The 13,631-nt window shown below is 59.0% G+C and carries 12 protein-coding genes, 1 tRNA gene and 2 rRNA genes (1 of these 15 only partly in view); 12 read left to right on the top strand and 3 right to left on the bottom strand.

Going from position 1 to position 13,631, the window contains the following annotated elements:
* The 3 genes from LKE90_RS16365 to LKE90_RS16375 all read left to right on the top strand — a co-directional run.
* A 23S ribosomal RNA gene (locus tag LKE90_RS16365) occupies nt 1-1,229 on the top strand; it begins 1,509 nt to the left of the window's first position.
* 108 nt (nt 1,230-1,337) lie between these two features.
* Nucleotides 1,338-1,453 (top strand): 5S ribosomal RNA (gene rrf, locus LKE90_RS16370).
* Between the two features lie 35 nt (nt 1,454-1,488).
* Nucleotides 1,489-1,565: transfer RNA gene (locus LKE90_RS16375), tRNA-Met, on the top strand.
* On the opposite strand, the gene LKE90_RS16380 is transcribed toward LKE90_RS16375, so the two are convergent.
* Nucleotides 1,522-3,204 (bottom strand): recombinase family protein, encoded by a 1,683-nt coding sequence (locus LKE90_RS16380; RefSeq protein ID WP_291501567.1) that lies wholly within the window; start codon nt 3,202-3,204, stop codon nt 1,522-1,524. The genes LKE90_RS16375 and LKE90_RS16380 overlap by 44 nt on opposite strands.
* 592 nt (nt 3,205-3,796) lie before the next feature.
* On the opposite strand from LKE90_RS16380, the gene LKE90_RS16385 reads away from it, so the two are divergent.
* The 4 genes from LKE90_RS16385 (at nt 3,797) to LKE90_RS16400 (ending at nt 9,194) form a co-directional block, all read left to right on the top strand.
* Nucleotides 3,797-4,468 (top strand): hypothetical protein, encoded by a 672-nt coding sequence (locus LKE90_RS16385; RefSeq protein WP_291501560.1) that lies wholly within the window; start codon nt 3,797-3,799, stop codon nt 4,466-4,468.
* A gap of 12 nt (nt 4,469-4,480) precedes the next feature.
* Nucleotides 4,481-5,554 carry a helix-turn-helix domain-containing protein gene (locus LKE90_RS16390; RefSeq protein ID WP_237592338.1) on the top strand — a complete coding sequence of 358 codons (1,074 nt, stop codon included), beginning with the start codon at nt 4,481-4,483 and terminating at the stop codon, nt 5,552-5,554.
* Nucleotides 5,555-5,793: 239 nt separating this feature from the next.
* Complete coding sequence (locus tag LKE90_RS16395; protein WP_291501561.1) at nt 5,794-7,854, top strand: ParB/RepB/Spo0J family partition protein; 2,061 nt, start codon at nt 5,794-5,796, stop codon at nt 7,852-7,854.
* 137 nt (nt 7,855-7,991) lie between these two features.
* On the top strand, nt 7,992-9,194 hold the full coding sequence (locus tag LKE90_RS16400) for a DUF932 domain-containing protein (RefSeq protein WP_291501562.1): 1,203 nt from the start codon (nt 7,992-7,994) through the stop codon (nt 9,192-9,194).
* Between the two features lie 77 nt (nt 9,195-9,271).
* On the opposite strand, the gene LKE90_RS16405 is transcribed toward LKE90_RS16400, so the two are convergent.
* The gene (locus tag LKE90_RS16405; protein ID WP_237596159.1) at nt 9,272-9,547 is read right to left on the bottom strand and encodes an HU family DNA-binding protein; all 276 of its coding nucleotides are present in this window, start codon (nt 9,545-9,547) and stop codon (nt 9,272-9,274) included.
* A gap of 92 nt (nt 9,548-9,639) precedes the next feature.
* On the opposite strand from LKE90_RS16405, the gene LKE90_RS16410 reads away from it, so the two are divergent.
* From LKE90_RS16410 to LKE90_RS16420, 3 genes are all read left to right on the top strand, one after another.
* A complete protein-coding gene (locus LKE90_RS16410; RefSeq protein WP_291501563.1) occupies nt 9,640-10,719 on the top strand; it encodes a DUF7146 domain-containing protein in 1,080 nt (359 codons plus the stop codon).
* Between the two features lie 313 nt (nt 10,720-11,032).
* Entirely contained in the window at nt 11,033-11,968 is a 936-nt protein-coding gene (locus tag LKE90_RS16415; RefSeq protein ID WP_291501564.1) for a DUF2493 domain-containing protein, read from the top strand.
* A 158-nt stretch (nt 11,969-12,126) separates the two neighbouring features.
* Nucleotides 12,127-12,702, top strand: coding sequence for a hypothetical protein (locus LKE90_RS16420; protein ID WP_291501565.1), 576 nt, complete (start codon nt 12,127-12,129; stop codon nt 12,700-12,702).
* Nucleotides 12,703-12,814: 112 nt separating this feature from the next.
* Here the strand turns inward: LKE90_RS16420 and LKE90_RS16425 are convergent, their stop codons facing one another.
* Complete coding sequence (locus tag LKE90_RS16425; protein ID WP_291501566.1) at nt 12,815-13,162, bottom strand: hypothetical protein; 348 nt, start codon at nt 13,160-13,162, stop codon at nt 12,815-12,817.
* Nucleotides 13,163-13,242: 80 nt separating this feature from the next.
* Here LKE90_RS16425 and LKE90_RS16430 point away from each other — a divergent pair, with 80 nt between their 5' ends.
* Entirely contained in the window at nt 13,243-13,458 is a 216-nt protein-coding gene (locus tag LKE90_RS16430) for a hypothetical protein (RefSeq protein ID WP_046899457.1), read from the top strand.
* 18 nt (nt 13,459-13,476) lie between these two features.
* Nucleotides 13,477-13,631 (top strand): DUF736 family protein (locus LKE90_RS16435; protein WP_291501568.1); only part of this gene is annotated, 155 nt, incomplete at its 3' end.

The raw sequence follows: 13,631 nt of genomic DNA on the forward strand, positions 1-13,631 counted from the left end.
AGCATACCAAGGCGCTTGAGAGAACGATGCTGAAGGAACTAGGCAAATTACTCGCGTAACTTCGGGATAAGCGAGACCCGTAGGTGGGCAACCATTTGCGGGTGGCACAGACCAGGGGGTAGCGACTGTTTATTAAAAACACAGGACTCTGCGAAGTCGAGAGACGACGTATAGGGTCTGACGCCTGCCCGGTGCCGGAAGGTTAAGAGGAGGTGTGAGAGCACTGAATTGAAGCCCCGGTAAACGGCGGCCGTAACTATAACGGTCCTAAGGTAGCGAAATTCCTTGTCGGGTAAGTTCCGACCTGCACGAATGGCGTAACGACTTCCCCGCTGTCTCCAGCATCGGCTCAGCGAAATTGAATTCCCCGTGAAGATGCGGGGTATCCGCGGTCAGACGGAAAGACCCTATGAACCTTTACTGCAGCTTTGCAGTGGCATCAGAGACATTCTGTGTAGGATAGGTGGGAGGCTTTGAAGCAGGGGCGCCAGTTCCTGTGGAGCCATCCTTGAAATACCACCCTGAATTTTTCTGATGTCTAACCGCGACCAGTAAGCCTGGTCCGGGACCCTGCATGGTGGGCAGTTTGACTGGGGCGGTCGCCTCCCAAAGTGTAACGGAGGCGCGCGATGGTGGGCTCAGGCCGGTCGGAAACCGGCTGTCGAGTGCAATGGCATAAGCCCGCCTGACTGTGAGAGTGACAGCTCGATCAGAGACGAAAGTCGGCCATAGTGATCCGGTGGTCCCGCGTGGAAGGGCCATCGCTCAACGGATAAAAGGTACTCTAGGGATAACAGGCTGATCTCCCCCAAGAGTCCACATCGACGGGGAGGTTTGGCACCTCGATGTCGGCTCATCACATCCTGGGGCTGGAGCAGGTCCCAAGGGTTCGGCTGTTCGCCGATTAAAGTGGTACGTGAGCTGGGTTTAGAACGTCGTGAGACAGTTCGGTCCCTATCTGCCGTGGATGTTGGAGACTTGAGAGGATTTGTCCCTAGTACGAGAGGACCGGGATGAACATACCTCTGGTGTACCGGTTGTCGCGCCAGCGGCACAGCCGGGTAGCTAAGTATGGACGGGATAACCGCTGAAAGCATCTAAGCGGGAAACCCACCTCAAAACTAGGTCTCCCCAAGGGCCGTGATAGACCATCACGTCAATAGGCCAGGTGTGGAAGCGCAGTAATGCGTGCAGCTAACTGGTCCTAATCGCCCACGAGAACTCACTTGCAAGCTTCTCTCTGAGAAGCACCCCATGCACAGAAATCATCCATGCCGCACATTTCAAAAACAGCACCAACCGTTAATCACTGACCCACTCAGATGTGGGTTGGATGACCTGGTGGCTATGGCGGGGAGAGATCCACCCGATCCCATCCCGAACTCGGCCGTGAAAACCCCCAGCGCCTATGATACTGCGGCTTAAGCCGTGGGAAAGTCGGTCGCCGCCAGGTCTTCCAATCCACATCATACACATCACTCATACCACCGCGGGGTGGAGCAGCCCGGTAGCTCGTCAGGCTCATAACCTGAAGGCCGCAGGTTCAAATCCTGCCCCCGCAACCATCTGAACTTGCGATGCGAACGCATCACGAACCCCAGTCCGGAAACAGGCTGGGGTTTTCTTTTGTCCGCTGCCCGAGGCTACCGTCAGAATGCCAGCCAGATCGCCCCGGACGTCGATCTGTAGCCCCTTGTCGGATGGCGTCAGGATGATGGCCTCGATCAGCGAGCGGATGACCTCGGCTGCCTCCTGGCGCTTCTCGTCCAGCTCGGAATGCAGCATGTCATGCAGGCGCGCGAGCTGCCGGTGGTAGAACTCCGCCATCTGGGGGTGGAGCAGGGGCGGGGGTGCCTCGGCGGTCGCGAGGAACTCTGTCAGTTCCGCCTTGCGGGCTTCGAGCTTCGATCCGCGTTCCTTGACGGTTTCGATCGAGATGGCTTCCGAGAGGTAGAGATCCATCAGCCGCTGGATATCGCGCTCGACCCGCTTCAGTTCCGCCTCTGACGCACCGATGTCGGCCGACGCCTCCATGCGCAGGCGGTTCATCTCACTGGTAAAAGCATTACAGAACTCGGCGAATAGGTCCGGATCCATGAGATGGTGACGCAGGGCGTCGAGCACGCGCCGCTCCAGCTCCTCGCGACGCATATTGGTCCGGTTGTGGCAGGTGCCCTTGTTGCGCGCCGTCGAGCAGCCGAGCAGTGCGCCGGAGATCATGGAATAGCCGCCACCGCAGCAGCCGCATTTGCTGAGGCCGGAGAACAGGTAGCGCGGTCGGCGCTTCTCGCGGAAATGATCGGGCGATGACGTGTCGCGTGTATCCCGGCTGGCACTGACGCTGGCCTGCCGTGCCTTGACCGCGCCCCACAGATCCTGATCGACGATCCGCAACTCCGGCACTTCCTGGATCACCCATTCGGATTCCGGATTGGGACGGGCCTGGCGCTTGCCGGTATCGGGATCCTTGATGAAGCGCTGCCGGTTCCACACCAGCCTGCCCACGTACATCTCGTTGTTGAGGATACCGGTGCCGCGCGCCCGGTTGCCTGTGATGGTCGAGAAGCCCCACGCACCACTGCCCGGTGCCGGGATGCCTTCGTCGTTGAGACGGAAGGCAATGGCGCGCGGTCCCAGTCCTCCCGCAAAGTCGCGGAAGATGCGACGGACGACCTCTGCTTCTACCACGTTGATGGTCCGGTCGCCCCGGATGGGCTCGCCATTGGCGTCGAGCCTACGCACCACGTCATAGCCGTAGGCGTTGCCGCCGCCCGACTTGCCCTGTTCCACCCGCCCGCGCAGGCCGCGATGGGTCTTCTCGGCCAGGTCTTTCAGGAACAGGGCGTTCATTGTGCCCTTGAGGCCGACATGGAGGTGAGAGACCTCGCCCTCGGAAAGGGTGACAATCCGCACGCCGGCATAGTTCATGCGCTTGAAGACGCCGGCGATGTCCTCCTGGTCGCGGGAGAGGCGATCCATCGCCTCGGCCAGCACGATCTGGAACCGTCCGCGCTGCGCATCGGCGATCAGCGCCTGGATGCCGGGCCGCATCAGGGAGGCGCCCGAGATGGCGTGGTCGGTATAGTCCTCGACGATGGTCCAGCCCTGTTTCTCCGCGTGGGTGCGGCAGACCCGGAGCTGGTCGGCGATCGAGGCGTCGCGCTGGTTGTCGGACGAATAGCGGGCGTAGAGCGCGACCTTCATGGTGAGGTATCCCTTACGGTCTGGAGCGGCGGCGCTGCTCCTGTTGCTGCGACCGGAACCAGTCCCGTGCGGCACGACGAGCCATGAGGCGGACCAGCGCCACAAGACGCGGGTCGGGGATATTGGGTCGCAGGACGAGGCGTAACTCCGGCTCGGGCGGCCGATACGCCGGGGCAATGGACTGGCTGGGTCTGTCCGTCATCGTCGCTCTCTTCCGACCGTATGGCAAGTAAAACAAACACACGATCCGGACAGATGACTGTTATTTCAATGGAAATCAGCAATATGGAAGATCGCGTCGGTGCGTGCTCCAGCGTGCGGAATCGTAGTCATGAGTAGTCCCGGATACAGGTACGTCGTACAAATACTGGCGTATGACGGTGGCACGGGAGGGCGGACCGCGAACGGTCCGGGAGCATCGTTCCAGCGGGGTGAATGAACGGGCTAATCGCGGCCTCCGTTCTCGCTAGCGCGCTGGAGGGGCTCGTGGAGTGGTTGACTTCGGCACGAGACAACGCAGACGCATGTCCTAAACACTAAAAGCTTGACCATGTCGGTTTTTTATACCAACTTGTTGGTAAGAAAAATCGACATGGAGTTCATTGCGGTGGGTGCCCGAAAAAAAAATGTAATTACGTCCTCGGATTGGGCGGAGTCTACCATTCGCAGTGAACCTGACGAAGTTGATGCTTTTCTGGCATCTATTGATGCCAGCCGGAATCAGTTTTTATTGGCAGGCCAAAGAGCATTGCACGCCAAAACAAATGCTACGCCTTTCCATGCGAAAAATGCCAAGGGTACCTTTGTTTTCCATGAAGCTATTCCGCAGTTACGTTTTCTGTTCGTGGGCGAGAATTGGACTCCAAGAACTATAAACGGTGTCGAATATATTGAAAATAAGGACAAGAAAATAAGGATTGCATATTCCTCTGTAGATGTTTGTGGTCTGAGAGAGGTGTCCCCTAAACCATGTTCGGAGAAGGGGGCAGGGGTAGAGCGCGCTTTGAATGGTGGGCTCTTCTCTAATCTTCCTACTTATACAAAAGAAGAAGATGTAATCAAAAAAAGCGAATATACTATTTATTATGCTCTTATGGATGACAAAGGGAATATGGAATTATCCCGCCCTGTTGTGTCAAATAAAACGTTTTCAAGCTACCCAGAACGGAATTTCCTAGGTAGCTGTGAAGATGGTGTTGAAGAAAATTACAATCTTGAAGGGGATACTGTCAGCGACTTTGATCCGCAGGTCACCAGAAAGTAAAAGACTATTAAAATGTTCAATCCTAAGAGACTGACGTTAGCACGGCAGAGAAGGCGGTTGACTGCTAGAAGCCTGGCAGAACAAGCTTGTCTGGCGGCTGACACTATTTCACGACTGGAAAAAGGTCAGAATGAACCTGATGAAAATACCATTGGTAGCATTGCCCGTGTCTTAGATTATCCTGTCGGTTTTTTTTATCTGGATGATCCCGAAGATCTGGATAGTGATGCTGTAAGTTTTCGTAGTTTTTCAAAAATGAGTATGAAAGAACGTCAGGCTGCTGAAAGTGCTGGACAACTTGCTTTGAGCTTGAGTTGCTGGATTGAGGAACGCTTTTCTCTGCCTGCCGTTGATGTTCCTGATCTTGGCCAGGAACAGGACCCAGCTATCGCTGCATATTTGGTTCGACAGGCTTGGGGTATCGGTGAGAGTGCTATAGGCAACTTAATAGGGTTGTTAGAAACCCATGGCGTTCGGGTTTTCTCGCTTTCTGAGGATACCGCTGCTGTAAATGCGTTTTCATTTTGGAGAGATGGTAAGCCTTTTATCTTTCTGAACAATTTTAAAACAGCAGAAAGCAGTTTATTCGATGCAGCGCACGAACTTGGGCATTTGGTAATGCACAAGCAGGAAAGCCTGCGTGATAGAAAGGATGCAGAAAAGGAGGCTAATGCTTTTGCGTCGGCGTTTCTCATGCCTGAAAATGACGTTAAATCTCGTATTGGTTACCCGATCACGGTGGGCGTCATCTTGAAAGCAAAATTGCGCTGGCGTGTTTCTGCAATGGCATTGGCTTACCGTCTGCATACTTTAGATAAATTGTCTTCATGGCAGTACAAATCGATTTGTATTGAACTTGGTCGTCGTGGTTATCGCACAGGCGAACCAATAGGAACAGAAAGGGAGACATCTGCTATCTGGAAGAAGATTTTACAAAGTCTTTGGAGCGATAGAATAGGAAGAGCTGAGATTGCGCATGAGCTTAATTGGCCGTTAGAAGAATTGGAAGGGCTTACCCAGCATCTTTCGGAGCGTAGAACTATTGTTCCGAAAACTGAAATTAAGAATTTATCTTTAATTAAATGAGGTATGAACTAAAGATTTTTGTATTGATCTGCCTATAGATGGGAGAGGATTTTGTTTTCCAGAATCTCCTCCTGTAGTGGAACGACTGCATTCGCATCATGTCCGTCATTTTATTGCCGGGGATGGGGAGCGGGTTGATTTGGGTGTAGCAGTTAGAGTCAGAGGGCTGCGCGAATTTTCGTGACGGGTTGAGAGGGTAGGGGAGAGTCTCCTGTCCGCCCGTCATGGAGTTTTTCGCCATGGCGACCGCTATTCCCAAAATCAGCCTGAGTTCGTCCCGCGACATCCCGTTCAACCGGTTGCTGCTGTCCCAGTCCAACGTGCGGCGGGTAAAGGCCGGCCTGTCGATCAAGGAACTGGCCCGCGATATCGAGCGCCGCGGGCTGCTGCAGAGCCTGAATGTCCGCCCCGTGCTTGATGGCGAAGGGGCCGAGACCGGCACTTACGAAGTCCCTGCTGGCGGAAGGCGCTTCCGTGCCCTCGAACTGCTGGTGAAGCAGAAGAAACTGGCGAAAACGGCCCCCGTGCCTTGCGTGGTACGCGAGGCCGGATCCGCCATTCTCGCCGAAGATGATTCCCTAGCCGAAAACGTCCAGCGCGTGGCCCTGCATCCGCTGGATCAGTTTCGCGCCTTCCGTGACATGCTGGAAAAAGGCATGTCCGAGGAGGAAATCGCCGCCGCGTTCTTCGTGGCGCCCGGCGTGGTCAAACAGCGCCTGCGGCTGATGACCGTGTCCGATAAACTGCTTGAAATCTACGAACAGGATGGGATGCGGCTGGAACAGCTGATGGCCTTTTCCATCAGCGACGACCACGCGCGGCAGGAACAGGTCTGGGAAATCGTAGCCCAGAACCATAACCGTGAACCCTACGTTATCCGCCGCATGCTGACGGAAAAAACGGTGCGGGCGTCGGATGTCCGTGCGCGGTTTGTGGGGCTGGATGCCTATCTTGCTGCGGGTGGCCACGTTATGCGCGACCTGTTCGAGGCCGACGACGGCGGCTGGCTGCAGGATCCGGCCATTCTGGACCGGCTGGTCATGGAAAAACTGCAAGCTGCCGCCGAAGATATCCGTGCCGAGGGCTGGAAATGGGTCGAGACGGCCCTGTCGTTTCCATGGGGGCACACACGGCAGTTCGCGGAAATTGATGGCACGGAAGTGCCACTCTCCGATGAAGAAGCCGTCCGTCTCGAAGCCCTGCGTGCCGAACAGGAAGCCATCGAGGCCGAATACGCCCAGGCTGATGAATATCCGGACGAGGTGGATGCACGGCTGGGCGAGATCGAACAGGCAATTCTTGCCCTGGAGGAACGGCCCCTGGCGTTCGATCCTGCCGACATGGCGCGGGCCGGCGCGTTCGTCAGCCTCGCCAGCGATGGCACATTGCAGGTGGAGCGGGGCTTCGTGCTGCCTGAGGACATGCCGGCTGAGCCCGAAGAGACCGATGAATATGGTCATCATCCGCATCATCGGTACGACGAAGATACCGCAGGCGATGGTGATGAGGACGGGGTGGGCGACACTACCGTAACCGACGTTGAGCCCGAAGAAGAAGACGGCATTAAGCCGCTGCCTGACCGCCTTCTCACCGAACTGACGGCTTGGCGCACGCTGGCCCTGCGGGATGCGTTCGCCTGCAATCCGCACATTGCCCTGACCGAATTCCTGCACACATTGGTGCGCGATGTTTACTGGCAGACACCGGGGGCTGACTGCCTGGAAGCCTATGTCCGCGAAATCGCTCTGCCCGTTCATTCACCTGACATGCCGGGCAGTGTGCCAGCCCACGCGCTGCGCCAGCGTAACGAGGGCTGGAAGCACGATCTGCCCGATGACGAGAACGCGCTGTGGCGCTGGATCAATGGGCTGGACGACACCAGTCGCATGGCATTGCTGGCGCATTGCTTGTCCTTCGGCATCAACGCCCTCTACGAGCGCATGCCCGCCTATGGCGCGGTGTCCCAGCGCAGTGTGACCGAGCGTCTCAAACGGGCAGACCGTTTGGCGTCCGCTCTCAGCCTCGACATGGTCGAGGCGGGCTGGCAACCCACGGTGGAGAATTATCTCGGCCGGGTGACCAAGGCGCGCATCCTGCAAGCCGTGCGGGAGGCATACGGCGACGAGGTGGCCGAGCGCATCGCCCATCTAAAGAAGCCCGACATGGCCCGCGAGGCCGAGCGACTGCTTGATGGTTCGGGCTGGCTGCCCGAGGCGTTGCGCACGGCAGGAGGTGCAGAGCAGGTGCCGGTTGAAACGGCAACGGTGAACGAGGGTATGGAGGCTATCGCTGCCGAGTAGCCTTTATGAGGTTTGGAATTGTGAGACAGCGGCTTCCGGTACCCGGAAGCCGCTTTTTTCATGTCCGGTGCCCCGGAAAGAGGAAGAGGTCGGCTTCGCCTTCTGTGCCGAATAACCGGCATAGAGGAGAGTTTTCCATGACTACGACCACCATCCTGCCCCCAGCATCCCGTGGCGCCGCGTCCGGTGGCTTCCGGATCGATCCTTCGCGCGGCGAACGCAGCGCCCGCGTCTCGTCCGAATGGTTCTCGCGCCCGGATGACGAGCGCTACCTGTCCCTGTCCGACCTGCATGCCGCGACCCTGGCGCGAGCGGATCGGGCCACCGCCCGCACAGTGGAAAGCCGCGGTATTCGCGTTGAGGCCTCGCGCGACAATGCCGAGCGCTTGACGCTCACCGTGCCGGGACAGAATGAGCCGATCGTGCCCACACACTGGTCGTTCGGCCAGATGTGCAGCCTTGTCGGCGCGCCGTCGTCCTATCTGCGTAACCTTCCGGCTCCACTGGCGGCGATCAACCTGCAGCACGGCCTGCTGTCGCACCGGGCCGAACTGGTCAAAACCCTAGAGACGGAAGACGGACGCGTGGAACTGCGCGCCGTAACCGGTCCGGATTACGGCCGCATCTGGGACCATGAACTGGTGGGCGCGGTGCGCAAGATCGCGGGCGATGGTACGGGCGATACCAACTGGAAGGTGCCGGGTGTCATCGACTGGGCGACCATGACCCATAATCCCTATGTGGACATCACGAAGGAGACCACGACGCTCTACGCGTCAGACAGGGATGTATTCCTGTTCCTTGTGGACGATACCCATCCGATCGAGGCGGGACGCCTGCCCAATGGTGACCCCGATCTCTATTTCCGGGGTTTCTATGCCTGGAATTCGGAAGTCGGCAGTAAAAGTCTTGGTATTGCGTCGTTCTATCTGCGTGGAGTGTGCCAGAACAGGATGCTCTGGGGCGTAGAGAATTTTGAACAAATCACGATCCGGCATAGCAAGTTCGCGGCCTCACGTTTCGTGCATCAGGCGACACCGGCCCTGCGGAACTTCGCTATGGCCAGTCCGGTCTCGTTCGTTTCCGGCATTCAGGCCTCGCGCAAGGCGCTGGTAGCCAGAACCGATGACGATCGTGAAACGTTCTTGCGTCGTCGCGGGTTCTCGAAACCGGAAACTACGAAGATCATCGAAGCGGTGCTGCACGAAGAAGGACGTAAGCCCGAGAGCGTATTCGATTTCGTGCAGGGCATTACCGCACTGGCGCGGACGAAGACCAATCAGGACACACGGCTCGATCTGGAGGGCAGGGCGCGCAAGCTAATGGAAAAGGTCGGATGAAGGCGCTCGTCATCAGAAAGTGGCTTGGTGGGGAAAGGGCGGCGGACGAGGTCCGCCGCCTTTTACCCGTCGGCAGGTCAGTCGTTCAGGCTGTCCTTGAGCGCCTTCGCGGGCGTGAAGGCCAGCTTGCGCGAGGCCGCGATCTGGATGGTCGCCCCCGTGGCCGGGTTGCGGCCTTCGCGGGCGGCGACTTCTTTCACCTTGAACTTGCCGAAGTTCGGCAGGGTGATTTCGTCACCCGCTTTGGCAGCAGCGGTCATGGTCTTGATCAGGGCGTCCAGCACCTTGCGGGTCTCGGTTTTGCTCGTGTCGGTGGTGGTGGCGATATGATCGACCAGATCGGCAATCTTCATGGGACTATCCTTCGTTCTCTGTCGGGCCGAAACCCGCTGCTCCTGCCGTTACGGGGGAATTATGGCGTCTTCAAGCCTGCAGGGAGGGTGCAATGACAGACATGGCGCCATGGGATGCCGCCGATCTGGCCCGCAGGCTGGCGGAGAACGCAGAAGCGGTGTGCCGTCATTACCTCTCGGCCGGGCGACGGCATGGCAATTACTGGCTGGTCGGCGACGTTCATAACACGCCGGGACGGTCGCTCTATGTCCGTCTGCATGGGGGACCGGATGGACGTGGCCGTGCGGGAAAATGGACGGATGGCGCGACAGGGCAGCATGGCGATCTGCTCGACATCATCCGCGAAAGCCTCGGGCTGCTGGATTTTCGTGATGTCGCCGACGAGGCCCGGCGCTTTCTCTGCCTGCCGCAACCACAGCCACGACCGACCTCTGATCGCGGTCGTTCCCATGTGTTCAGCCATGATACTTCCGGGCAGGCATCAGGAACCGCTGATGCGGCACGACGGCTCTGGGCCATGTCCCGCCCGATTGCCGGGACGCAGGCGGAAACCTGGCTGCGCCATCGTGACCTTACCCGCCTGACGGACCTGCCATCGCTGCGCTTCCATCCACGCTGCTTTTACCGGCCGGACGAGCACAGTCCAACGGAGACCTGGCCTGCCATGATCGCCGCCGTCACCGATCTCGAAGGCCGTGTTACCGGCGTGCATCGCACCTGGCTGGCGCGCGACGGACGCGGCAAGGCGCCTGTCGAAATGCCGCGCCGGGCGATGGGCGACCTGCTCGGCAACGCCGTGCGCTTTGGCACGGTGTCCGACGTTCTGGCAGCAGGCGAGGGGATCGAGACGGTGCTGTCGCTTCGCGAAGTCATGCCCGATCTGCCATTGGCCGCCTGCCTGTCCTCGGCGCATCTCGCCGCCATGGCGTTTCTGCCTGCGCTGCGTCGCCTTTACGTGCTGCGCGATGACGACCCGGCCGGAGACCATGCGGTAGCGACCCTGATGGCCCGGACGCAGGAGGCGGGGATCGAGTGCCTCGTGCTGTCACCACGTCTGGCTGATTTCAACGATGATCTGCGCTACCTCGGGCGTGGGGCGATGCGGGCGATCCTGCATCCCCAGCTTGCCCCGCAGGACGTGGCGCGGTTTCTGCATCCGGTCACGCACTGAGGCGGGCCGGGAAGGGAGCGTGCGGGTCATCGTCGTTTCCTGCCGTGGGGGGCTGTCCCATTTCCGGATGAGGCGCGCCCGCGGCCATTTCTGGAGGGGAGCGGGCGTCAGCCAGGCCGGGCCTGCAATGGCGGAGCCGGCTATTTTCCGCCGCGCGTGCCGCGCTTTGCATCGCGAAGCAAAATAGCCGTCTCCCTGCCATCCTCCACTGCGTTCCGGCCGCGCGTTGCGCGGTTCCGGTCCGGCCTTCGTCTGCCGCTATCCGCCCCCGGAAAGACCGCGAAGGGCGCGGCCAGAACCGGAGGACAGATCCATGACCCGCACACAGGACGATTTCGAACCCGCACACGCCACCTCTTCCACCGCGCATGTGCTGGCGGAACTCCAGCTTTACGGCCACCGACCCTTTGAAGACGAGCCGGATCCAAGGCCGCTGCCCGACGCCAGCCAGATCGAGGGCGCGGTGGCCGATATCTTCGATGCCCTGTCAGCCACGCTGACCGACACGCGGCTGGAACCCGATCTCGAACCGCTGCTCTGGTCCACGGTCAACGTCTTTCACCGCATGGTCGGGCAGGTCGAGCGCGATCTCGATCGTAACGAGGCGGCTCAGAAGCGCAGCCAGCAGGAACAGGATGGCAGCGAGATCCGCTCGGTGGAACTGGAGCGCCTCATCGCCGAGGGCCTGACCCTGCTGGAACGACGCAACGCCTACGAGATCTTTCGCGATCTGGCCTGCGACCAGTTCGAACGCCTGACGATGTCGCCCTGGCGACCGCGTTCCGGTTCGCTGGTCAGCCGCAGCACCCTGACGGCGTCGATGATCGACAGCCGTGATTTCCTGAGCGCTCGGCGCAAGGCCGAAACCGAACTGCTCGTGCCGCCTGGACCAAAGGTCGCGGTCACCGGTGGGCTCGACTACGAGGATCATCACCTGATCTGGAACCGGCTGGACAAGGTGCGCGAAAAGCACCCCGACATGGTGCTGCTGCATGGTGGCTCACCGAAGGGGGCGGAATTCATCGCCTCGCGCTGGGCCGATCATCGCGAGGTCGCGCAGATTGCTTTCAAGCCGGACTGGAACCGGCACGGCAAGGCCGCCCCGTTCCGGCGCAACGACGCTCTGCTGAAAGTCCTGCCCGTCGGCGTCATGGTGTTCCCCGGATCGGGCATTCAGGACAATCTGGCCGATAAGGCCAAACAGATGGGCATCCCAGTGTGGCGGTTCCACAGGGAGGCTGGCGCGTGAGCGCCAGTTTCTTTCTCCTGGCACCTCACGTGGTTTACATGGGGTGACCATGTCATGGAATTTGCAAACAGGAACTTGGTGACGGTAGCCTGCCATGCTCTGCAAATGGAAAGTTTATCGTTTAACTGAGTGTCATTGTGAGAGAAGAGGACAGGAAAATGGACAATAATCGACAGGTCGAAATCGGGATGGAACCACAGGACGCGTCGTCGCACAAGGAAACGGATCATTTTTTCGGGGACGTTTCTGTCTGGATCAACGGTGAAGGTGCGCGGATTCATGCAAGTTTGTCACTGGAGGATGTTATCCGGTCCCAGCGGAAGGTCGTGAGCAAAATTCATCTGACACAGCAGTTGCGGCGTCTAACAAAGGAATACGGCAATATTCGTTTGCTTGATTCGCGTAGCAGCCCCCCATTTTGGGAGCTTCTTTCCCTCCTGAACCTGAACGACATTCATTTCCTGTCCATAGGGCTTTGGGAGGAGAAACATTCCCAGATCACGGGTGTCATGGCAAACTGCACTCTTCATTTCCTCGAAGGTCATGTCACCGTCTGGCCCTACTGGACACTATATAAAACTGACGCGGAGTTCCTGAGTACCCTAGTCGGCCCATTAAGGAAAAATGATCTGATCGAGCGAACAGTAAAACAGACAGATGCGTCCAGAATGACTGATAGCTCTGATGTAAACAGACAAAATAATGATTTCCTGAAATATCTTCGGGGTTATTGAAAAAACCGCTTGCTGAATCAGACGTCGAACTCTCTCCTGCAAAAACGTGGAAATAGTCAGCTACGGCTAGTCGACTGACCACACAAACACGTCGGGCTCCCTGTTGCCCGCGCTACCGGTTGAAGCAAACGGGATTGACCGCGCCCCGGAAGGCCCCGCCCGGAGAGATCGGATGCGGGGCGTGACCTCTTTCCCCGTTCCGGCTGCGGGGACGATGGATGAGGGAGGCGATGGTCCCCTTCCTCGTCAGTGAACAGGTCGAAACAGCCGTGGCGAAGGAGGGATCGTCCAGCGGGCAACCGGCTGGCCCGCCTTCGTTGGAACGACGGGTCCATAGGATGCGGTCCGAACCGTTCGCAGCAGGGACGCAGCAGTCGGGGGCGGGTGTCAGGCCGTGATCCGCGCCACCAGCATGGAAGACGGTCGCACCGGGCGAGCACGATATCCTCCTGTGTCGCACGTTCCCCACCTGTCGGACCGGTCATGCCGGCATCGTATTTCCTGGGGGCTGTCGGATCCGCACACCATGGCCTCGGTCGGATGGCTGATCTAGCCGAAGACCGGCTGCGCCTCGATCGGCTGGCCGCAACGGCGTTCCAGAACTTTCTTCCCCTGACGGCTGCGCCGTCATTCCTCGCGAGCCAAGAAAGTTCCGGCCCTGCCGTCCTCCGCTGCGCTGCGGCCCTGAAGGGTGCTCTGCCGCTCGCCTCCGGCTGGTCGATCGCCATCGAGGCCACGGTGGTCGCGGCCCGATAACAGCATGGAGATACGACAATGGCTAACATCGGTTCCTTCAAGAAGGTGGGGGAAGGCTTCGAAGGCGAAATCGTCACCCTGGCCCTGCAGGCCCGCAACGTCCGCCTGGTGGCGGAAACCAGCCGGGCTAACGACAACGCCCCCAACTACCGCGTCTACCTGGGACGGGTTGA

The sequence above is a fragment of the Acetobacter sp. genome (assembly GCF_022483985.1).
Taxonomy (GTDB): domain Bacteria; phylum Pseudomonadota; class Alphaproteobacteria; order Acetobacterales; family Acetobacteraceae; genus Acetobacter.